General features: G+C 74.7%; 16 protein-coding genes and 1 pseudogene. 8 read left to right on the top strand and 9 right to left on the bottom strand.

Features of this window, described 5'->3' with window-relative positions; translation table 11 throughout:
- Window positions 1–48: 48 nt before the first annotated feature.
- The 4 genes from ACFYXU_RS10080 to ACFYXU_RS10065 form a co-directional block, all read right to left on the bottom strand.
- Window positions 49–1494, bottom strand: a complete 1446-nt coding sequence (locus ACFYXU_RS10080; RefSeq protein WP_389457250.1) for an acyl-CoA synthetase — start codon at window positions 1492–1494, stop codon at window positions 49–51.
- A gap of 300 nt (window positions 1495–1794) precedes the next feature.
- Complete coding sequence (locus tag ACFYXU_RS10075) at window positions 1795–3027, bottom strand: nitrate/nitrite transporter (protein ID WP_389407357.1); 1233 nt, start codon at window positions 3025–3027, stop codon at window positions 1795–1797.
- Between the two features lie 71 nt (window positions 3028–3098).
- On the bottom strand, window positions 3099–4808 hold the full coding sequence (locus tag ACFYXU_RS10070; RefSeq protein WP_389457248.1) for a GAF domain-containing protein: 1710 nt from the start codon (window positions 4806–4808) through the stop codon (window positions 3099–3101).
- Window positions 4809–4846: 38 nt separating this feature from the next.
- Window positions 4847–5911 (bottom strand): rod shape-determining protein, encoded by a 1065-nt coding sequence (locus ACFYXU_RS10065; RefSeq protein WP_361403566.1) that lies wholly within the window; start codon window positions 5909–5911, stop codon window positions 4847–4849.
- Between the two features lie 359 nt (window positions 5912–6270).
- On the opposite strand from ACFYXU_RS10065, the gene ACFYXU_RS10060 reads away from it, so the two are divergent.
- The gene (locus ACFYXU_RS10060) at window positions 6271–7230 is read left to right on the top strand and encodes a hypothetical protein (protein ID WP_389457245.1); all 960 of its coding nucleotides are present in this window, start codon (window positions 6271–6273) and stop codon (window positions 7228–7230) included.
- Between the two features lie 66 nt (window positions 7231–7296).
- Here the strand turns inward: ACFYXU_RS10060 and ACFYXU_RS10055 are convergent, their stop codons facing one another.
- A complete protein-coding gene (locus tag ACFYXU_RS10055; protein ID WP_361403572.1) occupies window positions 7297–7731 on the bottom strand; it encodes a MarR family transcriptional regulator in 435 nt (144 codons plus the stop codon).
- Between the two features lie 105 nt (window positions 7732–7836).
- Between ACFYXU_RS10055 and ACFYXU_RS10050 the strand changes: the two genes are divergently transcribed.
- The 4 genes from ACFYXU_RS10050 (at window position 7837) to ACFYXU_RS10035 (ending at window position 11923) form a co-directional block, all read left to right on the top strand.
- Window positions 7837–8856, top strand: a complete 1020-nt coding sequence (locus ACFYXU_RS10050; RefSeq protein WP_389407262.1) for an NADP-dependent oxidoreductase — start codon at window positions 7837–7839, stop codon at window positions 8854–8856.
- A 65-nt stretch (window positions 8857–8921) separates the two neighbouring features.
- Window positions 8922–9344 (top strand): organic hydroperoxide resistance protein, encoded by a 423-nt coding sequence (locus tag ACFYXU_RS10045; RefSeq protein WP_329855312.1) that lies wholly within the window; start codon window positions 8922–8924, stop codon window positions 9342–9344.
- A 115-nt stretch (window positions 9345–9459) separates the two neighbouring features.
- Window positions 9460–11064, top strand: coding sequence for a serine/threonine-protein kinase (locus tag ACFYXU_RS10040; protein ID WP_389457243.1), 1605 nt, complete (start codon window positions 9460–9462; stop codon window positions 11062–11064).
- A 10-nt stretch (window positions 11065–11074) separates the two neighbouring features.
- Window positions 11075–11923 (top strand): EI24 domain-containing protein, encoded by an 849-nt coding sequence (locus ACFYXU_RS10035; RefSeq protein ID WP_376508611.1) that lies wholly within the window; start codon window positions 11075–11077, stop codon window positions 11921–11923.
- A 6-nt stretch (window positions 11924–11929) separates the two neighbouring features.
- On the opposite strand, the gene ACFYXU_RS10030 is transcribed toward ACFYXU_RS10035, so the two are convergent.
- On the bottom strand, window positions 11930–12892 hold the full coding sequence (locus ACFYXU_RS10030; protein WP_329855317.1) for a LysR family transcriptional regulator: 963 nt from the start codon (window positions 12890–12892) through the stop codon (window positions 11930–11932).
- Window positions 12893–13039: 147 nt separating this feature from the next.
- Between ACFYXU_RS10030 and ACFYXU_RS10025 the strand changes: the two genes are divergently transcribed.
- Entirely contained in the window at window positions 13040–15226 is a 2187-nt protein-coding gene (locus ACFYXU_RS10025) for a M4 family metallopeptidase (protein WP_389457240.1), read from the top strand.
- Between the two features lie 118 nt (window positions 15227–15344).
- On the opposite strand, the gene ACFYXU_RS10020 is transcribed toward ACFYXU_RS10025, so the two are convergent.
- Window positions 15345–16058 (bottom strand): carbon-nitrogen hydrolase family protein, encoded by a 714-nt coding sequence (locus ACFYXU_RS10020; RefSeq protein ID WP_389457238.1) that lies wholly within the window; start codon window positions 16056–16058, stop codon window positions 15345–15347.
- Window positions 16059–16090: 32 nt separating this feature from the next.
- Window positions 16091–16999 (bottom strand): LysR family transcriptional regulator, encoded by a 909-nt coding sequence (locus ACFYXU_RS10015; RefSeq protein WP_389457236.1) that lies wholly within the window; start codon window positions 16997–16999, stop codon window positions 16091–16093.
- Between ACFYXU_RS10015 and ACFYXU_RS10010 the strand changes: the two are divergent.
- A pseudogene (locus tag ACFYXU_RS10010) lies at window positions 16998–17483 on the top strand (NAD(P)-dependent oxidoreductase); the annotation flags it as partial. The gene ACFYXU_RS10015 and the pseudogene ACFYXU_RS10010 overlap by 2 nt on opposite strands.
- 382 nt (window positions 17484–17865) lie before the next feature.
- Here ACFYXU_RS10010 and ACFYXU_RS10005 read toward each other — a convergent pair.
- The gene (locus ACFYXU_RS10005; protein ID WP_389457234.1) at window positions 17866–18462 is read right to left on the bottom strand and encodes a TetR/AcrR family transcriptional regulator; all 597 of its coding nucleotides are present in this window, start codon (window positions 18460–18462) and stop codon (window positions 17866–17868) included.
- Window positions 18463–18619: 157 nt separating this feature from the next.
- On the opposite strand from ACFYXU_RS10005, the gene ACFYXU_RS10000 reads away from it, so the two are divergent.
- Window positions 18620–21067, top strand: coding sequence for a beta-glucosidase (locus ACFYXU_RS10000; RefSeq protein WP_389457232.1), 2448 nt, complete (start codon window positions 18620–18622; stop codon window positions 21065–21067).
- The last annotated feature ends 10 nt before the right edge of the window (window positions 21068–21077 follow it).

Genomic DNA, 21077 nt, shown 5'->3' with positions numbered 1-21077 from the left:
GCGCGTCAGGCCGGGCCCCGAGCGCCGAGGGGCCCGGCCTTCGCGCGCTCACCGTCCGTCCGGCAGCGCCTTCTTCAGGACCTTCCCCATGTCGTTGCGGGGGAGCGCGTCGAGGTAGCGCACCACCCGGGGACGCTTGTGCGGAGCGAGCAGCGCCGCCACGTGGTCGGCGAGCTCCGTCTCCGCCGGCGGCTTCTCCCCGTCCCTCGGCACCACCCAGGCCACGATCCGCTCGCCCAGGTCCGGATCGGGCTCGCCGGTGACGGCCGCCTCCCGGACGCCCGGGTGGTCGAGCAGCGCGTTCTCGATCTCGCCCGCCCCGATCTTGTAGCCGCCGCTCTTGATGAGGTCGGTCGCCTTCCGGCCCACCAGCCGCACCCCGCCGTCCGCCTCACGGACCGCCACGTCACCGGTGCGGAACCAGTCGCCGTCGAAGGCCTCCGCCGTCGCCTCCGGGCGGTTCAGATACCCGGAGAACAGGTTCGGGCCGCGCACCTGCACCTCGCCGACCGTCTCCCCGTCGAGCTCCTCGACCGCGGAGCCGTCCTCGTCCACCAGCCGCAGGTCCACGCCCGCGAGCGGCGGTCCGACGGTGCCGGGACGCGGCTCCCCGCCCGGCCGGACGCTCGTGTTCATCAAGGTCTCGGTCATCCCGTACCGCTCCACCACCGTCCGGCCCGTCGCCGCCGCGATCCGCTCGTGGTCGTGCACGGGAAGCGCGGCGGATCCGGAGACCAGGAGCCGGGCACCGGCCAGCGCGGCGGCGAGGTCCTCGTCCTCGTCGAGCGCCTCGGCGATCCGGTGGTACATCGTGGGCACGCCGAAGAGCATCGTCCCGCCGTCCCTCAGCTCCCGGGCCACGCCCGCCACCGAGAACGCCCCCAGGTGCCGGACCTCGCCGCCCCGGCGCAGCGGGCCCAGGATCCCCAGGACCAGGCCGTGCACGTGGAACAGGGGCAGCGCGTGCACCAGCACGTCGTCCGCCGTCCACGACCAGGCCTCGGCCAGCGCGTCCAGGGACGCGGCGACCGCCCGGTGCGAGAGGAGGACGCCCTTCGGGGGGCCGGTGGTGCCGGAGGTGTAGACGATCAGGGCGGGGGACTCGGGGTCGACGGGCGCCGCGGCCACGGCCGCTCCGGTCCCGGCGAGCTCCACGTCGACGCGCGGGAGCGCCGCGAGGCCCGCGGGCAGCACGTCCTCCGGCCCCGCGAGCACCGCGTCGGGCGCGCTGTCCCCGAGGATGTGCGCCAGCTCCCGCTCCCCGGTCCGGGGATTGAGCGGTACGGCGGGTACGCCGGCGAGCAGGGCGGCGACGACGGCGACGGCGGTACGGGCGGTCGGCGTGGCCCAGACGGCGACCCGCCCCATGCCCCCGATCCGCCCCCCGAGAGCCCCGGCGGCACGGGCCAGCTGGGCATGGGTCAGCCGCTCGGCACCGAAGCGGAGGGCGGGGCGGTCGTCGGTCGTCGCGTCCAGCTCGTGAAGGAGAGTCACCCGGCGCATTGTGCCCGCCCGCGCCCGTTGTGGGCAGGCGTTCCGCAAGGGGCGGAACGGGTGGGCACAACGGAACGGCGCCCTTGCCGGCGCGGGAGGCCCCCTGTGCCTGGACCCGCACCGCTTCGTGCCCGTCACGCGTGGTGCGGGTCAGGGCACAGGACGCGGAGGCGCCGCGAAAGGGCGCCGTCCCGTGTGCCCACCCGTCCCGCCCAGCGGGACGATTGCCCACACGGCGTGGGCGGCGGCCCACAGCGAGCGGCGCGGGCGCGCGGCGCGCGGGTGGAAGCCCGCGCAGGTTCAGGGGCGGGTCGTCGTCAGGTTCGGGGTGGGGGAGGCGGGCTCCTCCGTCGGGCGGATCCCCCGCATCCGCCCGTACGCGTACACGCACCCCGCCAGCGCCAGATCCGACAGCAGCATGAAGCCGATCGAGTACGAGCCCTTCGCGCTGTAGATCGCGCCCATCACCAGCGGCGGCAGGAACCCGCCCAGGCCGCCCATCGCGCCGACGATGCCGGTCACGCTGCCGACCTTCGCCTGGGGGGTCACCTGGGAGACCAGGGCGAAGACGGAGCCGCTCGCCGTGCCGAGCCCGGCGGCCATGATGAGCAGGGCGGTCGTGCCGCCCGGGTACAGCGGCGGGTCGAAGGCCTGGACGATCGCGAGGAGGGCGACCACCCCGAGGGCGCCGGCGGTGACGAGCGCCGGGTGGACGCGGTCCGAGAGCCAGCCGCCGATCGGCCGGAAGACGACGGTGACCAGGGCGAAGCCGGCCGCCTTGGTGCCCGCGTCCGTCGGGTCGAGCTCGTACCAGGTCTTCAGGTACGTCGGCAGGTAGACGCCGAACGCGACGATGCCGCCGAACCCGATCGCGTACAGCGCCGACAGCTCCCACGTCACCCGCAGCCGGGCCGCCGAGCCGAGGCGGGCCGCGAGGGACGCCGTCGGCACGGGCCGGTCCGGGCGGTCCGTGATGAGGAACCAGGCGAGCACCGCGTACGCGGCCAGCGCGATCGCGACCACGACGAAGGGCAGGTTCTCGCCGTGCTTCGCGATCCGGGGCGTGAAGTACCCGGACAGCGCCACTCCGCCCATGCCCATGCCGAACACCCCGAGCGCCAGGCCGCGCTTGGCGGGCGGGAACCAGGAGTTGACCAGCGGGATGCCGATGGCGAACGTCGTGCCGCCGAGGCCGAGGAGGAAGCCGACGAGGAGCATCAGGCCGTAGCTGTCCTTGACCACGACGAGGAGCAGCACCGGGACGATCGTCAGCGCCGACACCAGCGGGAACATCAGCTTGGCGCCGTACCGGTCGGTCAGCGCCCCGGCCGGGATGCGGCCCAGCGAGCCGACCAGGACGGGCACCGCCACCAGCAGCGACTGCTCGAAGGAGCTGAGGTCGAGCCGGTCGCCGTACCAGCTGGCGAGCGGCGCGATCAGGTCCCACGCCCAGAAGGTGAGCGTGAAGCCGAGGGTGGCCGTCACCAGGTTGCGGTAGGCCGCCGCGGTCGGGGGCTTGCTCTCGGTGGTCACGTGCTCAGTGGTCACGCCCCCCAGTCAAGATCCGGTGCCACCGCGCGGCGCGCCGGGCTGGGCCATACGGGTCAGGGCCAGGTCACCGTGACCGGCGGCGCGGCGTCGTCCTCGACGCGCAGCCGCGCGCCGTCGTCCCCCGCCGACACCTCGACCGTGATCGCGCCGACCCCGGGCCGACGGTGCGCCGCCGCGAGTGCCCCGCGCAGCACGGTGAGGAGCCGGTCCGCGGTCTCCTCCTCGACGAGCGTGTCGACCGCTCCGGCGAAGTGCACGGACGGCTGGAAGCCCAGCAGCGCCGCCGCCCCGCCGGTCTCGCGCAGCACCCGTCCCCGGAAGGAGGTGGGCGCGTCGGCCGGCGGCTGCTGGAGCGCGAAGATCGTCGTCCGGACCTCCTGGATCGTCGAGTCCAGTTCGTCGACGGCCCGGCCGAGCAGCGCGTCCTCGTCGGAGGTGCCGGCCGCCCGGCGCCGGGTGGACTCCAGCATCATCTCGGTGGCGAACAGCCGCTGCACCACCAGGTCGTGCAGGTCCCGAGCGATCCGGTCGCGGTCCTCGAAGACCGCGAGCCGCTCCCGGTCGTGCCGCGCGCCAGCGAGGACCAGGGCGAGCGCCGCCTGCGAGGCGAACTGCGAGGCCAGCAGGCGGTCCACCGCCGAGTAGGGCGCGGCGCCGCGCCGCCGGGGCAGGGCCAGGGTGCCGATGAGCTTCCCGCCGCTCTGGAGCGGCAGCATCATCGAGGGGCCGAAGCGATACCGGACGTGGGTGGTCATCCGGGGATCGGTCGCCGAGTCCTCCAGGAACACCGGCTCCCCGCCCAGGAGCTGCACCAGGACCGGGGAGCCGGGTGCGATCGTCGTGCCGACCAGGTCGCCCGGGTCGTCCTGGGTGGAGGCGGCGACGATCTCCATCCCGCCCTCCTCGGTGGGCTGGAGGACCACCCCGGCCGAGGCGCCGGCGAGGCTGCGGGCCTGTTCGGCGACGGTCGTCAGGGCGTTCTCGGCGCTGGCGCCGGTGAGCAGGGCCGTGGTCACGGCGGCCGCGCCCTCGATCCAGCGCTCGCGCTGCCGCGCGGTCTCGTACAGGCGGGCGTTGCCGATGGCGATCCCGGCCTGGGAGGCGAGGACGCGGAGCAGGGCGAGGTCCTCCTCGGTGAAGCCGCCCGCGCGCTTCTCGGTGAGGTAGAGGTTGCCGAAGACCTCGGTGTGGACGCGGATCGGGACGCCGAGGAAGGTGCGCATCTCCGGGTGGCCCGGGGGCACGCCGCAGGAGCGCGGGTCGGCGGTCAGGTCGTCGAGCCGCAGCGGCTGCGGGTCCTGGATCAGGACGCCGAGGAGCCCGGTGCGGCCGTCGGGGAGGCGGCCGATCCGCTCCCGCTCCTCGTCGGTCATGCCGGCGGTGAAGAGCTCGGTGAGCCGGTGGCGCTCGGGGTCGACGACGCCGAGCGCCCCGTACCGGGCGCCGGTCAGCTCGGCGGCGGACTCCACGATGTGCTGGAGGGTGGCGCGGAGTTCGAGGTCGGTGCCGACGCCGAGGACCGCTTCGAGCAGCAGGGGGAGGCGGGGCGCCCCGGGGCCGTCGTCGGCGACCCCGTCGCTGCCGGCCACGGAGCCGTCGTCGGCGACCCCGGGAATCCCGGAGCCGTCGTCGCTCCCGACGGCGGAGGCGCCGGTGCCGCCGTCGCGGGAGGCCCCGGCGCTGCCGACGGCGGCGACACCGGCGGTCCCGGTGCCTCCGTCCTCGGTGCCGGCGGCCCCGGCGTCCTCGTCCATGATCGTCATGGTCTCATCGTCGTACGAATCATCTCGTATCGACGCTTTCAGTCCTCGTCGTCGGCCAGCGGGTCCCGCTCCGCCAGCGGGTCGAGCACCATCGGCTGGACCCGGCCCTCCAGCATCGCGCCGAGGCCCATGACCGCGCACACGTCCGGCCGTTCGGCGATGTGCACCGGCATCCCGGTGGCCTCGCGCAGCATCTGGTCGAGGCCGGGCAGCAGGGCGCTGCCGCCCACCATCATGATCCCGCGGTCCGCGAGGTCGGCCACGAGGTCCGGCGGGCATTCCCGCAGCACCTTCCCGATGCCGTCGAGGACCGCCGTCAGCGGGGTGTGGATCGCCTCCCGCACGGCGGCGGTGTCGACGGTCACCGACCGGGCCAGGCCCGTGGCGACGTCCCGGCCGTGGATCTCCGTCCAGGCGGGCCCGTGCGTCGTCAGGCCGTTCCCGCTGAGGGCGAGTTGCAGCGGGCGCACCGACTGGCTCGGCAGCATCAGCTCGTGGTGGTGGCGCAGGTGCTGGATGACGGCGTGGTCGATGGCGTCCCCGCCGACCGGCATCCGCTCCGCCGTGACGATCGCGCCGAGCGACAGCACCGCGACCTGCGTGGTCGCCGCCCCGCACACCAGGATCATGGTCGCGGTCGGCTGCTCGACGGGCAGTCCGCAGCCCACGGCCGCCGCGATCAGGGTGTCGACGAGCTCGACCCGCCGCGCCCCGAGACCGACGAGGGTCTCCACGGCGGCGCGCTGCGCCAGCGGGTCGCTGTCGTGCGGGGTGCAGGCGGCCGCGCGCAGGCGGGGCTTGCGGCGCAGCTGGCGGCGCAGCTTCTCGCCGAGGAGGTGACGGAGCATCCGCTGCGCCATCTCGATGTCGACGACCGTGCCGCCCGAGACCGGGCGGACGACCCGGATGTAGTCGGGGGTGCGGCCGGTCATCTTCTCGGCGAGGGCGCCGACGGCGATCAGCGCTCCGGTGCGGGTGTTGACGGCGGCGACGCTCGGCTCGTCGACGACGAGTCCGGCGCCCTTGACGAAGACCCGGGTGCGGGCGGCACCCAGGTCGACGGCGACATGGCAACGACGCAGCTGCTCAAGGCTGACGGTCACGGCGGATCCTCCGGAGTGCGGTGCTGGCACGGGCGAGGCGGGTCGCGGCGAAGCGCGGTCCTGTTCGCATCGTCCGGCCGTCGCGGGCTCGGCGCGCGCTGGGCTGAGCCGCCCGGGGCGCCGGTGCGGGCGGTGCCGGAGGCCGTACTGCGGGTGAGGGAGCGTGCGGAGGCGATCCTTCCCGAAGCGGGAGAATCACGGCGCACCGCCGACGACCTGCGGTTTCCACACAGGATCCTCACGTCTGTGCCTACCTGGCGCGGTACCGGGGCGCATAGCCTGCGGGCCCCATGGACTACTGCCACGCGTGCCGGCGGCATCTCAACGGGGCCCTCGCCTGTGCCGGGTGCGGGACTCCCGTGGAGGAACTGCGGTACGAGACCCCCCGCACACCGGTCCCCACCCCGGACCGGGACCACCGCGAGCCCGACCGGCCCGCGTACGGACAGCCCGACCGGCCCGTGTACGGACAGCCCGACCGGCCCGCGTACGAACAGCCCGCGTACGGACAGCCCGACCGGCCCGCGTACGGACAGCCCGCGTACGGCCAGTCCGACCGGCCCGCGCTCCACGAGGACCGGGCCGGGACCCAGGGCGGCTCCGCCCGGCCCGCGCCCGAGCACGTCTACGAGCTGGACGTCCTCGAACCGCCGCGCCCCGCGCCCGGCGGTCGGCGTGCCGCCCGGGGCCGGTCCGCGCCGCGCCGGGGGAGGAGGGCGCGCTCGCGCGGGGGCCGCACGGTCCTGGTGGGAACGGTGGGCCTGGTCCTCGCGGCCGGGACGCTGTCCCTGGCGCGGATCGCCCTGGAGGAGCCGCCGCCGAGCGGCGCCGCCATCGCGGTGGAGGAGCTGGAGGCCACCGAGACCCCGCTCTCGCCCCCGCCCGTGGAGACCTCGGGGACGCCGGAGGCTTCGAGCCCCGTCCCGGCGACGGACGCGCCGAGCCCCGTCTCCGCACGCCCCCGCCAGGTGAGCACGGGCTCCGGCCCGAGCCGGGTGCCGGGCTCCGGCGCGGGGGGCGGCCAGGGGTCCGGTACGGGCCCCGCGTCCGGCACGCGCCCCGGCGCGGGGACGGGCTCCGGCACGGGCGACGGCACCGGCCAGGGGAGCGACGGCGGCCCGACCGCCGCGCCGACGACCACCGGCCCCGCGTCCCCGTCCGCCCCGCCCACCGGGACCGCGACGCCGAGCGGCCCGCCGCCGACCGGCTCGACGGCGCCGGGCGGCCCGGCGCCCACGACGACCGGCCCGACGCCGCCCGTCACCCCGGCACCCGAACCGACGCCGACGTGCACCCGGTTCCTGTGGTGGTGCGTGTAGGGCGGGACGTGAAGGTCCCCGGCGATCGTGCCGACCAGGACCCGGTCCGGAGGGCCGGCCCGGGCGTCACGCCACGTCCGCGCCCAGCATCCGCTTCAGCAGGTCCCGCAGCAGGGTCCGCTCGGCCTCGGTGAGCTCGCCCAGCGGCTCGCGGGCGAAGTCCAGGGACTCGCGCAGCCGGCGGGCGGTGTCCCGGCCCTCCTCCGTGGGGACGGCCAGCTTGACCCGCCGGTCGTCCGGGTCGGGCCGCCGCTCGACCAGACCGCGGGCCTCCAGGCGGTCGACGATCCCGGTGATGTTGGACGGCTCGCACTTCAGCTTCTGGGCGATGCGGCGCATCGGCAGCGGATCGAGCGAGAGCAGGCCGAGGACGCGGGCCTGGGCGCCGGTCAGCGCGTGCTGCGCGGCCGCCTGCTCGTACTCCTCGTAGTAGCGCGCCACGACCGTGCCGATCAGCTCGACGACTTCGAGGGTCAGGGGGTCCGTGCGTGAGGTGGCCATGGGCACTATCCTACCCAGATACTTGACAACATGAAATATCCAGGCGCATGGTTGTTTCAGGCAGTGAACCTTTTGTGATGTCAAGCTTTCCCGGAGGTCTTGGTCATGTCCGTCCTTCCCGCGTCCAGCCGCGAGTGGCACCTCGTCTCCCGTCCGCACGGCTGGCCCGTCCCGGCGGACTTCGCCCTGCGCGAGGCCCCGGTCGCCGCGCCCGCCGAGGGCCGCGTCCTCGTGCGCAACCTGCACTTCTCCGTCGACCCCTACATGCGGGGACGGATGAACGACGTGAAGTCGTACATCCCGCCCTTCCAGCTGGACCGTCCGATGGACGGCGGCGCGGTCGGCGAGGTCATCGCCTCGAACGCCGAGGGCTTCGCCGTCGGCGACCACGTCCTGCACGGCCTCGGCTGGCGCGAGTACGCCGACGTCCCGGCCCAGCACGCCACCAAGGTCGACCCGGCGCTCGCGCCGCTCTCCGCGTACCTCGGCGTGCTCGGCATGACCGGCCTCACCGCCTACGCCGGCCTCTTCGAGGTCGCCTCCTTCAAGGAGGGCGACGCCGTCTTCGTCTCCGGCGCGGCCGGCGCCGTCGGCAGCCAGGTCGGCCAGATGGCCCGCCTCAAGGGCGCATCCCGGGTCATCGGCTCCGCCGGCTCCGACGAGAAGGTGAAGTTCCTCGTCGAGGAGCTCGGCTTCGACGCCGCCTTCAACTACAAGAACGGCCCGGTCCGCGACCAGCTCCGCCAGGCCGCCCCGGACGGCATCGACGTCTACTTCGACAACGTCGGCGGGGACCACCTCGAAGCCGCCATCTCCTCGCTCAACGTGCACGGCCGCGCCACCATCTGCGGCATGATCGCCCAGTACAACGACACCGAGCCGGTCCCCGGCCCGCGCAACATGGCCATGATCATCGGCAAGCGGCTGCGGCTCCAGGGCGTCCTCGTCGGCGACCACTACGGGCTCCAGGAGCAGTTCGTGCGCGAGGTCGGCGGCTGGCTCGCCTCGGGCGAGCTGAAGCACCGCGAGACCTTCGTCGAGGGCATCGAGAACGGCGTGGACGCCTTCCTCGGCCTGCTCCGCGGCGACAACACCGGAAAGATGATCGTCTCGGCGACCCGCTAGTCTTCCCTCAGCCGCCGCGATCGTGGGCGCGAGTCGTCGGCGGAGCGAAGAAGGAAGACACCAGCATGTCCATCCAGCAGTCCGACGTTCTCTACACCGCCGTCGCCACCGCCGAGAACGGCCGTGACGGGCGCGTCGCCACCGACGACGGTCAGCTCGACGTCGTCGTGAACCCGCCCAAGGCCATGGGCGGCTCCGGCGCGGGCACCAACCCCGAGCAGCTCTTCGCGGCCGGCTACAGCGCCTGCTTCCAGGGCGCGCTCGGCGTCGTGGCCCGCAACGAGAACGCCGACATCTCCGGCTCGACGGTCACCGCCGAGGTCGGCATCGGCAAGAACGACGACGGCTTCGGCATCATCGTCAAGATCTCGGCGACCATCCCGAACGTGGACGCCGAGACGGCCAAGAGCCTGATCGAGAAGGCCCACCAGGTCTGCCCGTACTCCAAGGCGACCCGCGGCAACATCACGGTCGAGCTCGCCGTCTGACCCCGGACGCGCACCGCACGAGGGCCGCACCCCGACCGACCGGGGTGCGGCCCTCGTCGTCCCCGGACGGGCGTGCGGCATCATGTCCGTGTCGATGGACGGGGGGAGCGCGGTCGTGGCGTACGACGGGTCGGAACGGGCCGATGCCGAACTGATCGGCGGCCGGTACCGGCTGGGCGAGCGGCTCGGCCAGGGCGGCATGGGCGTCGTCCGGCGGGCCACCGACGAGCTGCTCGGGCGCCAGGTCGCGGTCAAGACCCTCGCCCTCGACTCCGGCGCCGACCCCGCCGACGCCCTCAGGGAGGCCAGGGTCGTCGCCCAGGTCCGCCACCCCCATGTGATCGTCGTCCACGACGTCGTCGAGCACGAGGGACGTCCCGCCCTCGTCATGGAGCTCGTCGAAGGCGGCTCCCTCGCCGACCGGCTCGCCGAGGGCCGGGTGCTCTCCCCCCGGGAGACCGCGCGGCTCGGCCTCGACCTGCTCGACGCGCTGACCGCCGCCCACGCCCGCGACGTGCTGCACCGGGACGTGAAACCCGCCAACGTCCTCCTGGAGAAGGACGGCGGCCGAGCGGTCCTGACCGACTTCGGCATCGCCAGCCTCCCCGGCGCCACCACGCTCAGCAGGACCGGCGTCTTCATCGGCACCCCCGAGTACACGGCGCCCGAGCGGATGCGGGGCGGCGACGCGGGACCCGCGTCCGACCTGTGGTCGCTCGGCGCCGTCCTGTGCGCGGCGGCCACGGGCACCTCGCCCTTCCGCCGGGACTCGATCGGCGCCGTGCTGCACGCGATCGTGTACGAGGAGGTCCGGCCCTCCGCGGCCATGGGGCCCCTCGTGCCCGTCGTCCGGGGCCTCCTCGAACGCGACCCGGAGCTGCGCCTCGGGGCCGCCGAGGCGCGCCGGATGCTCGCCGCGTGCGCGGCGGGGGAGGACCCGCCGGCGGCCGTCCCCACCCCGACCGTGCGTGACGTCGTCCCGAGGACCCCCGGCGCGACCCCTCCGGACCCGGCCACCGAGGGCCCGGCCACCGCGCACCCGGCCACCGCGGGCCCGGGGGCCCGGCGCGGGAGAGTGCGGGCGCTGCCCTTCGTCACGGCCGCCGTCGCGGTCTGCGCGGCCGCGGCGACGGTCGCGGCGCTGCTCGCGATGCAGGACGAGCCGCCGACGGGGACCACGGCCGGACCGCCCGCCCCGACCGGCGCCGGCGCCACGGCGGCGTCGGCCCCCGCGATCACCCCGGCCCCGGCCCGTACCGCGGTCTCCGGCACGGACCGGTTCCCGTCCCGGCGGGTCACCGACGAGCGCGGCTTCAGCCTGCTCGTCCCCGAGGGGGCGATCCGCTCGACCGACGGCGAGCGGGTCTTCTACACCTCGCCCGACGGAGCCGTCCGGGTCGGCGTGAGGATCCGGCCGGTCCCGCCCGGCGGGGCGATCGGGGTGATGCGCGCCTCCGACGAGGACGGTCCGCGGAGCAATCCGGGATACCGCGGCGCCACCGTCGAGGAGACCACGCACCGGGGGCTGCCCGCCGCCCGCTGGGAGTTCACCTGGGACGGCTTCACCCGCGCCGAAGGGGCCCGGCACACCCTCGACCTCGCCTGGGAGGCGGGCGAGACCCTGTACGACGTGTGGGTGTCCGCCCCGGTCGGCCGCGTCGAGGAGGCCCGGTCCCGCTTCGCGGCGACCGTGGAGTCCTTCCGCGCGACCGGCGGTTAGGGTGACCTCCATGCGTGATCTCGGGGTGGGTTTCAAGTACCTGTTGCAGGGCCAGAAGTGGGTCGGCCGGCACGGACGGTGGTTCGGCTTCGGGCTGCTCCCCGGCCTGGTGACGCTCGTCCTGTACGCGGCGGCGCTCGTCGGTCTCGGATACGGCGCCGACGACCTGGCCGCGTGGGCGACGCCGTTCGCCGACGACTGGACCTCGCCCTGGCTCGGGATCCTCCGGGGCACCCTGACCGCCCTCGTCCTCGCCTTCGGGCTCTTCCTCGCGGTCATCACCTTCACCGCCGTCACCCTCCTCGTCGGCCAGCCCTTCTACGAGTCGCTCTCCGAGGAGGTCGACCGCAGCCAGGGCGGCGAGGTGCCCGAGTCGGGCCTGCCGCTCTGGCGCGAACTGTGGATCTCGGCCCGCGACAGCCTGCGGGTCCTGCTGCGGGTCGCGCTCTACGGCGTCCTGCTCTTCGCCTGCGGCTTCCTCCCCGTCGTCGGCCAGACCGTCGTCCCCGCCATCGGATTCTGCGTCTCCGGCTTCTTCCTCACCGAGGAGCTCACGGCCGTCGCGCTCCAGCGCCGGGGCGTCGAGCTCAAGGAGCGGCTGGGCCTGCTCCGCGGCCGCCGGCTGGCCGTCCTGGGCTTCGGCGTCCCGCTGACGCTCGCCTTCCTGGTGCCCTTCGTCGCCGTCCTCCTCATGCCGGGCGCGGTCGCCGGTGCCACCCTGATGGCCCGCGACCTGCGCGGCGAGGGCACCGGGGACGAGCGCGAGGACGGGGACGCCACGGACGGCGACCACCGGAAGGGCGGCGGCGGCATCCCCTCCGCCGGTGACGCGCGGGGGCCGCACCACCTCTCCCGCTGAGCCCGCTCAGATCTCCAGGACGGGGTGCAACTCCGGCCGCGCGTCCCACCACGCCCGGTGGAAGGCGTTGTTGCCGACGTTCGCCAGATAGGCGCGGGCCGCCGCCCCGTACAGCAGCTCCGCCTGCGGGGCGGAGAGGGCCGCCCGGTTCCACGCGAGCCGGATCCGGCCCGTGACCGGGTCGCCCTCCAGGGGGCGCAGCACCGTGCCCTCCGCCGCCGGGGCCGTCGGCTGGCTCATCGAGATCGCCCGGCCCGCCGCGATCAGGGCGTAGTGCATCTTGCGGTCCGCGACCCGGTGCCGCAGCGAGGGCGTGAACCCGGCCTTCTCGCAGGCCGCGACCAGTGCCTCGGGGCCGCCGTCGTCGTCCTCCACCAGCGTCATCCAGGACTCGTCCGCGAGCTCCGCGAGGGCGATCCGCTCCCGTGCCGCCAGCGGGTGCGCCGCCGAGAGGCGGACGCAGAACGGCTCCTTGGGGACGAGCGTGCGGGCCGTCGTGCCCTCCGGCAGCGGCACCTCGTGGTCGTTGACCTCCCCGTACAGCACGGCGTCGTACCGCCCGGCGCCGAGCTGCCGGGTCAGGGTCGTCGCCGAGTGCTCGACGGCCACGGCGATCTCCTGCCCCGCCATGACCCGCTCCAGCTCCCCGAGCAGCCGGTCCACGAGGACGAGCAGGATGCAGCCGAGGCGCAGCGGGGTGTCCGGGGCGGCGGCCCGCGCCCCGGCGGCCAGCGCGTCCATCTCGCCGAGCACGAGCCGCGCCTTGGAGAGCACGAACTCGCCGAGCGGGGTGGGCTCCACCCCGTGCCGGCCGCGCAGGAAGAGCTCCCCGCCCGCGACCCGTTCGATGCGGCGGAGCTGCGCGGAGAGCGCCGGCTGAGACACCCCGAGCCGCCCCGCGGCCCGCCCCAGACTGCCCGCCTCCGCTATCCGGCAGACGGCCTCAAGATGCCTCAACTCCAGCTGCATTTCAGCAGCGTACGCAGCGGCGCACGGGCGCACCATAACCCGCGTCTTATGCCGCGTGAGATGTCCCGAACTGGCCATGTCCACGCCCATACTCGGCGCGACGATCCGTCTCCCCCACCACGATCCCCACCCTGATCGGAGCAGACGTTGCACCCCACCAGACTCACGGCGACCGTGGCCGCCCTGGCGCTCTCGGCGAGCCTCGCGACCGCCCTCGCCGGCCCCGCCGCCGCGGCACCGCAGGCGCAGCCCGTACCGCCCGGGCACGGCAAGTCCCTCGCGCTGGCCGCCGCGGACAAGGCCGCGGCGAGCGGCCTGGACGAGCTGCGGCACGGCGCCGACGAGGACCTCGTCCGGACGTCCGTCACCCCCTGGGCGAACGGCCTGTACTACGCCTCGTACGAGCGCACCTACCGGGGCCTCCCGGTCGTCGGCGGCGACGCGGTCGTCGTCTCCGACAGCTCCGGCAAGGTCCGCGAGGTCACCGGCGCCACCGCCCCCGCCATCCGGGTCTCCACGAAGGCGACGGTGACCGCCGCCGCGGCCCTCGCCACCGCCCGGAAGCAGCTGGCCTCCGTCGAGAGCGCGAGCGCCCCGGAGCTGACCGTGCTCCTCAAGGGCGGCAAGGCGGTCCTGACCTGGCACACCCTGGTCATCGGGCGAACCGCCCAGGACGCCCCGAGCTCGCTCGACACCTTCGTCGACGCGCGGACCGGGTCCGTCGCCCGCTCCACCGACAAGATCCTGCACGCCGACGGCCGCGGCTACCACAACGGCAACGTCACCATCGACACCGCCGCCGGCTCGATGACCGACACCAGCCGCGGCTCCTTCAAGTGCGGCGGCCAGAACGGCAGCGCCTACACGGGCTCCTCGCCGTGGGGCAACAACGGCGCCAACGACCTGGTGACCGCCTGCGTCGACATCATGTACGCGGCGCAGAAGGAACACTCCATGCTCAAGGAGTGGTTCGGCTACAACGGCCAGAACGGCCAGGGCGGCATGGTTCCGGCCCGCGCCGGACTGAGCGAGGTCAACGCCTACTACGACGGCACGAAGACCACGTACGGCCGCAACCAGAACGGCACCATGCAGCTCACCGGCATCGACGTCGTGGCGCACGAGTACGGCCACGAGATCTTCGACCGGACGCCGGGCAGCTCGGGCTCGTCCAACGAGAACGGCGGCATGAACGAGTCGACGGGCGACATCTTCGGCGCGCTCACCGAGCACTACGCCAACAACCCGAACGACACCCCCGACTACACGGTCGGCGAGAAGCTGAACTTCACCGGCAACAACCAGCCGATCCGCAACATGTACAACCCGTCGCTCATCAACAACGACCCCAACTGCTACACCCAGCTGACCTCCAACACCGAGGTGCACGCCGGGGCCGGCCCGCAGAACCACTGGTTCTACCTGCTCGCCGAGGGCTCCAACCCGGGCGGCGGCAAGCCCAACAGCCCGATATGTTCCGGCGGTCCGTCCTCCGTGACCGGTGTCGGCATCCAGAAGGCCGGCAAGATCTTCATGGGCGCGCTGCTCATGAAGACCTCCTCCTGGAACCACCTCGCCGCCCGCAAGGCGACCCTGACCAGCGCCAAGAACACCTACGGCGCCACCGAGTGCAACGCCGTGAAGGCGGCCTGGAACGCGATCGGCGTGCCGGCCCAGTCCGGTGAGACCGACTGCGGCGGCACCACCACGCCGGACTTCTCGCTCGCCCTGAACCCGTCCTCGGGCTCGGTCCAGGCCGGCGCCTCGGTCACCTCCACGGTGAACACCTCCACCACCGGCGGCAGCGCGCAGACGGTGCAGCTCTCCGCGAGCGGCGCCCCGAGCGGCGTCACCGTCTCCTTCAGCCCCTCCTCGGTGACCTCCGGCTCCTCGTCCACGATGACGGTCCAGGTCGCCGCGGGCACCGCCAACGGCACGTACCCGATCACCGTCACCGGTACGGGCTCCGCCACGCACACGGTCACCTACCAGCTGTCGGTCGGCACCACGACCCCGCCCACCGGCTGCGCCACCACCCAGTACACGTACCAGGGCACCCTGGCCTCCGGTCAGGCCGCGGCCCAGCCCAACGGCTCGTACTACTACGCGGCGTCCGCCGGCACCCACGTGGGCTGCCTGCGCGGCCCGGCCGGCGCCGACTTCGACCTGTACCTCCAGAAGTGGAACGGGTCGGCGTGGGCGGACGTGGCCGTCGGCGGCACGGCGACCGCCGACGAGGACACCAGCTACTACGGCACCGCGGGCTACTACCGGTACGTGGTCCACGCGTACAGCGGCTCCGGCGCGTACACGCTGGGCCTGAGCGCCCCCTAAGGGGCTGAGAGCTCCCCGTCAGGGGGGGCGGGGACGGCAGCGCGGACCGGGGGTTCCGTGACGGCCGCCCGGGGGCCGGACGGTCGTATGTCCCACGACCGTCCGGCCCCGCCGCCGCTCAGCCCACCTCGGCGAGGACGAACCCGGGCCCCTCGGACCCGGCGTCCGCGATCCGCCCGCCGTCCGGGCCCCAGGCCCCGGCCCGGCCCACGGCGACCCCGTCCTCGTTGGCCCCCAGGGCGTTGCCGAGGACCACGTGCAGACCGAAGTCGCGGGCCCGCGCCGGATACACCGTCTCGAAGGAGTCGTTGTCGGCGCCCAGCACCGAACTCGCCAGGTACACCGCGCAGTCGTCCGCCGCCGCCCGCTCGGCCAGGTCCGGGAAGCGGTTGTCGTAGCAGGTGGCCAGGGCGAAGCGGATCCCTTCGAGTGCGAACCGGCCGTCGGCGGCGCCCGCCGCGAAGACCTCCGCCTCGACCCCGTACAGGTGCCGCTTGTCGTAGCGGGCGAGGAGCGAGCCGTCGGGGCCGATCACCAGCGTGGTGATGCCCACGCCCGAACCGGCCGTCCGCACCGGCCCGTTGACCACGGCCGCCGCGCCCGCGGCCCGGCACGCCTCCCGCACCGGTTCGAGGCGGGCGTCGTCCTCGGCGAGGACCAGCGCGGGCGTGTCCCGGATCAGGGACGGCTCGTACCCGGTGAGCGAGAGCTCGGAGAAGACCACGACCCTGGCCCCCTCCGCCCCGGCCGCCCGGACCAGGCCGGCGACGGTGCGGACGTTGGCGTCGATGTCCCCGGCGACCGGGGCGAACTGGGTGGCTGCGACGATCATGACCGCCATCATCCCGCGCCCCCCTGTAAGGATCAAGTCCGGGTGGAGGGTATTAGCTCCTCCGCCGTCTCGCGGAGCAGGCCGAGGAAGGCGGTCGCCGCGACCGTCGGGGCCGTCGGGGCGGCCGCGCAGATCCGGCGGTACGGGACGTCCTCCGGGTGGATGGTCACCAGCGCGACGTCCCGGCGCACCGAGGCCGCCGCCAGGGCGGGCACGAGCGTGACGCCGAGCCCCGCCGCGACCGCCCCCAGCTTCGCGATCCAGTCGTGCGCGAGCAGCCCCGTGCGGGGCCGGAAGCCGGCGGCCACCGCCGGACGGAACAGGGTGTCCTCCAGGCGCTCGTCGCCGACGATCCACTCCTCCTCGGCGAGCTCGGCCAGCCGCAGCGCCCGCCGCCCCGCGTACGGATGCGCCCGCCCCAGCGCCACCAGCAGCGGCTCGTCCAGGAGGTGGTGCAGCGTCACACCGGGAGGCGGTGCCGTCGCGGCCGCCGGGGCCACCACCGCGAGATCCTCCTCCCCGGCGGCGACGAGCCCGAGGTGCTTGAACGACGGGCCCTCCACGCGCGTGACCACCACTCCCGGACGCCGCTCCCGGAAGACGGCCTGCGCGCGCGGGACGAGCGAGGCGGTCGCGCTGGAGAAGGCCCCGAGCCGCAGCAGCCCGCCGTCGAGCGTGCGCAGCGAGGCCAGTTCGGCGCGGGCGGCGGCCAGCCGGTCCCGCACCGCCTCGGCGTGCGGCAGCAGCACCCGGCCCGCCTCGGTGAGCCGCACCCCGCGCGGCAGCCGCTCGAACAGCTCCGCGCCCATCTCCTCCTCCAGCGCCTGGACCTGACGCGACACCGCGGACTGCGTGTACCCGAGGGCGCGGGCGGCGGCGGTGAGGGATCCGGCGCGGGCGACGGCGAGGAAGGCCTCGTACAGGCCATGCGAGACGGGCATGGCGGCCATGCTAGACATTCGCTTGTCGCATGACGAGGTCGGGCCTAGCGTCGACTTCATGGAGAACACCCCGCAGAAGACGGCCTTCCTCGGCCTCGGATCCATGGGCCTGCCGATGGCCCGCCGCCTGCTCGACGCCGGACACCCGCTCACCGTCTGGAACCGCACCGCCGCCAAGGCCGACGCCCTCGTCGCCGACGGCGCCGTCCGCGCCGCGACCCCCGCCGAAGCCGTCCGGGACGCCGACGTCGTCGTCACGATGCTCGCGGACCCGGCCGCCGCCCTCGCCGTCGCCGACGAGATGCTCCCCGCGCTGCGCCCCGGCACCCGCTGGATCGACACCTCGACGGTCGGCCCGGACACCGTCGCCGCCCTCGCCGCGCGGCTCCCCGCCGGGGTCACCCTGATCGACGCGCCGGTCATGGGCAGCGTCGACCGGGCCGCCGCGGGCGAGCTCATGATCCTCGCGGGCGGGGACACCGCGCCCGTCGCCGCCCTCCTCGGCCGGCTCGGGACCGTCACGCCCTGCGGCGGGCCCGGCACGGGCGCCGCCCTCAAGCTGGTCCTCATCAACGCCGCGATCGGCGGGGTCGCCCTCGTCGCCGAGGCCCTCGCGCTCGCCGACGCCCTCGGTCTGCCCCGCGAGCCGACGCTCCGCGCGCTCGGCGCGGGCCCCCTCGCGGGCGCCGTCGGCCGGGCCACCGCCACCGGCTCGCACTTCCCGGTCGCCCTGGCCGCCAAGGACGTCGCCCTGGCCACCGCCGCGGCGCGGCTCCCCGTCCTGGAGGCCGTCCACGGACTCCTGACGGCCGACCCGGCCCTCCTGGCCGAGGACCTGGCGGCGGTCGCGCGCCGGGGAGTGCCGGTCAGGCCCGGTCCGAGGGCGGATCCAGGGGCTCCTCGGAGCGGCCCAGCAGCCGCAGGAAGTCACGGAAGGCGCCCGGCATGTCCACCGCCGACGGATCCAGGAGCCACTGGTACTGGAGGCCGTCCATCACCGCGGTGAGCAGCGGCGCCGCCCGCTCCGGGGTGAGACCGCCCGGCAGCCGCTCGCCGAACTCCAGGCGCAGGACGTCCGCCATGTTGGCCCGCACCTGCGCGTACCGCTCGGTGAAGAACGCCCGCGCCGGATGCCCGTCGGTGACGCTCTCGCCGAGCAGCGCGGAGAAGGTCTGCACGATCCCCGGCCGCATCGCGTTGTACTCGACCAGGGACTCCAGGAGGTCGAGCCGCCAGCCCTCCCGGTCCCGGCCGCCGCTGGTGTCCCAGCGGTCCCGCTCCTCCAGGACCGCGACGAGCAGCGCCTCCTTCGTCGGGAAGTAGTGCAGCAGCCCCTGCTGGGTCAGTCCGACCCGTTCGGCGACGGAGCCCAGGGTGGCGCCCCGGTAGCCGCGCTCGGCGATCACTTCCAGGGCGGCGCGCAGGATGTCCGCGCGCCGCTCCTCGCTCCTGGCCCGCACCATCGCCCGGCCCCTCTCCGCAGGTTCCTCCGACAGGACCGTACCTCTTCGCCGTGACACCGAAGTAACAGAATGATTACATCACCTACCGATCTACAGGTAGGTGGGTGCACGATGGGCGCATCGGGGTCATTCGGTACGTCAACGAGGAGGTACGGCCATGGCGGAGACCAGCGCGGAGACCGTGAGGAACACCGTCGTCGAGGCGGCGCTCGGCAAGCTCGACCTGGACACCAAGACCAGGCTGCTCGCGGGCCAGGACATGTGGTCCCTGCCCGCCCTGCCGGAGATCGGCCTGAAGTCCCTGGTCATGTCCGACGGCCCCATCGGGGTCCGCGGCGTCCGCTGGACCGCCGACGACCCGTCGGTCGCGATCCCGTCCCCGACCGCCCTCGCCGCGACCTGGGACCCGGAGCTCGCCCGCCGGGCCGGCCGCCTGCTCGCCCAGGAGGCCCGCCGCAAGGGCGTCCACGTCGTCCTCGCCCCCACGGTCAACCTGCACCGCACCCCGCTCGGCGGCCGCCACTTCGAGGCCTACAGCGAGGACCCGTACCTCACCGGCGCCATCGGCACCGGCTACGTCCAGGGCGTCCAGGACGGCGGCGTCGGCACCACCGTCAAGCACTTCGTCGCCAACGACGCCGAGACCGACCGCTTCACCGTCGACAACCGCATCGCCCCGCGCCCGCTCCGCGAGCTCTACCTCGCCCCCTTCGAGGCCATCGTCAAGAACGCCCGCCCCTGGGGCATCATGACCGCCTACAACGAGGTCAACGGCGTCACGATGACCGAGCACCACGAGCTCGTGAACGAGGTCCTGCGCGGCGAGTGGGGCTTCGACGGCTGCAACGTCTCCGATTGGGTGGCCGCCCGCTCCACCACCGGCGACATCCGCGGCGGCCTCGACGTCGCCATGCCCGGCCCCGAGACCGTCTACGGCCCGGCGCTCGCCGCCGCCGTCCGCTCCGGCGAGGTCGAGGAGTCCCTGGTCGACGCCGCCGTACGCAACGTCCTGCGGCTCGCCGCCCGCGTCGGCGCCCTCGAAGGCGCCCCGCCGGCCGTCACCGAGCCCCCCGCCGCCCTCGACGGCGACGCCCTCGCCCGCGAGATCGCCCGCCGCGGCTTCGTCCTCGTCCGCAACGAGAACGGCGCCCTGCCGCTCGCCGCGGGCACCACCGTCGCGCTCTCCGGCGCCGCCGCCCGCGACGCCCGGATCCTCGGCGGCGGCTCCGCCCAGGTCTTCCCCGACCACCTCGTCTCCCCGCTCGACGGCCTCACCGCCGCCCTCCCCGACGGCGCGCTGACCTTCACCGTCGGCGCCGACCCCAGCGAGGAACTCACCCCCGCCGGCTCCGTCTCGGCGGGGTTCACCCTCCGCGCCCGCTGCCGCGACGCCGAGGGCCGCCTGCTCGGCGAGGGCTCCCTGCCCAACGGCCAGGTCCAGTGGATCGGCGACGACCTCCCCGAGGGCGTCACCCACGAGACCCTCGCCTCCATCGAGGTCGTCGGCACCTTCACCCCGCGCGAGTCCGGCGAGCACGCCTTCGGCACCCGCGGCCTCGGCGCCTTCACCCTGACCGTCGCCGGCACGACCGTCTTCGAGGGCGTCCAGGCCATGAGCGCCGGCACCGACCCCTTCGAGGCCTTCTTCGGCTCCCCGGTCGAGCGCGCCAAGGTCGCGCTCACCGCGGGCGAGACCGTCGAGGTCTCCCTGCTCCACACGCTCGACCGGGAGTTCGCGGCCCCGCTCCCGGCCGTCATGTTCTCCTTCGTCCACCTCGGTCCCCGCCGTGATCCCGACGAACTGATCACCGAGGCCGTCGAGGCCGCCCGCGCCGCCGACACCGCCGTCGTGGTCGTCGCCACCACCGAGCGCGTCGAGTCCGAGGGCTTCGACCGGACGGACCTCGCCCTCCCCGGCCGCCAGGACGACCTCGTACGGGCCGTCGCCGCCGCCAATCCGAACACCGTCGTCGTCGTCAACGCCGGCTCCCCGGTCGAACTGCCCTGGCGCGAGGACGTGGCCGCGGTGCTGCTCAGCTGGTTCCCCGGCCAGGAGGGCGGTGCCGCCCTCGCCGACGTCCTCACCGGCGCCGAGGAGCCCGGCGGCCGCCTCCCCACCACCTGGCCGGCCGCCCTCGCCGACGTCCCCGTCACCGAGGTCACCCCGACCGACGGGAAACTGCACTACACCGAGGGCGTCTTCATCGGCTACCGCGCCTGGGACCGCGCCGCGGCCGTCCCCGCGTACCCCTTCGGCCACGGCCTCGGCTACACGACCTGGTCGTACGACTCCCTGGTCGCGGACCCGGACACGGCCACCGTCCGCCTCACCAACACCGGTGACCGGCCCGGCCGCGAGACCGTCCAGATCTACCTGGCGCCGGTCGACGACACCGTCGAGCGCCCCGCCCGCTGGCTCGCCGGCTTCGTCAACGTCGAGGCGGCGCCCGGCGAGACCGTCGAGGCCGTCGTCGCGCTGCCCCGCCGCGCCTTCGAGATCTGGGACGAGGAGAAGCACGACTGGACCCTCGTCGGCGGCGCGTACGAGGTCGTCGGCGCCCACTCCCTCGCCGACGCGCGCCTGACCGCCACCCTGGAGGTCTGACCCTCCCGGG

This window comes from Streptomyces sp. NPDC002232 (genome assembly GCF_042890295.1).
GTDB lineage: Bacteria > Actinomycetota > Actinomycetes > Streptomycetales > Streptomycetaceae > Streptomyces.
This window is presented reverse-complemented; position numbering and strand designations above follow the sequence as displayed.

Coding starts and splice junctions, on each gene's coding strand:
- ACFYXU_RS10070 (WP_389457248.1), bottom strand. CDS start 4,808: ATGACGATCATGGACGAGGACGCCGGGGCCGCCGGCACCGAGGACGGA.
- ACFYXU_RS10055 (WP_361403572.1), bottom strand. CDS start 7,731: ATGGCCACCTCACGCACGGACCCCCTGACCCTCGAAGTCGTCGAGCTG.
- ACFYXU_RS10050 (WP_389407262.1), top strand. CDS start 7,837: ATGTCCGTCCTTCCCGCGTCCAGCCGCGAGTGGCACCTCGTCTCCCGT.
- ACFYXU_RS10045 (WP_329855312.1), top strand. CDS start 8,922: ATGTCCATCCAGCAGTCCGACGTTCTCTACACCGCCGTCGCCACCGCC.
- ACFYXU_RS10035 (WP_376508611.1), top strand. CDS start 11,075: ATGCGTGATCTCGGGGTGGGTTTCAAGTACCTGTTGCAGGGCCAGAAG.
- ACFYXU_RS10030 (WP_329855317.1), bottom strand. CDS start 12,892: ATGCAGCTGGAGTTGAGGCATCTTGAGGCCGTCTGCCGGATAGCGGAG.
- ACFYXU_RS10020 (WP_389457238.1), bottom strand. CDS start 16,058: ATGATCGTCGCAGCCACCCAGTTCGCCCCGGTCGCCGGGGACATCGAC.
- ACFYXU_RS10015 (WP_389457236.1), bottom strand. CDS start 16,999: ATGCCCGTCTCGCATGGCCTGTACGAGGCCTTCCTCGCCGTCGCCCGC.
- ACFYXU_RS10005 (WP_389457234.1), bottom strand. CDS start 18,462: ATGGTGCGGGCCAGGAGCGAGGAGCGGCGCGCGGACATCCTGCGCGCC.
- ACFYXU_RS10000 (WP_389457232.1), top strand. CDS start 18,620: ATGGCGGAGACCAGCGCGGAGACCGTGAGGAACACCGTCGTCGAGGCG.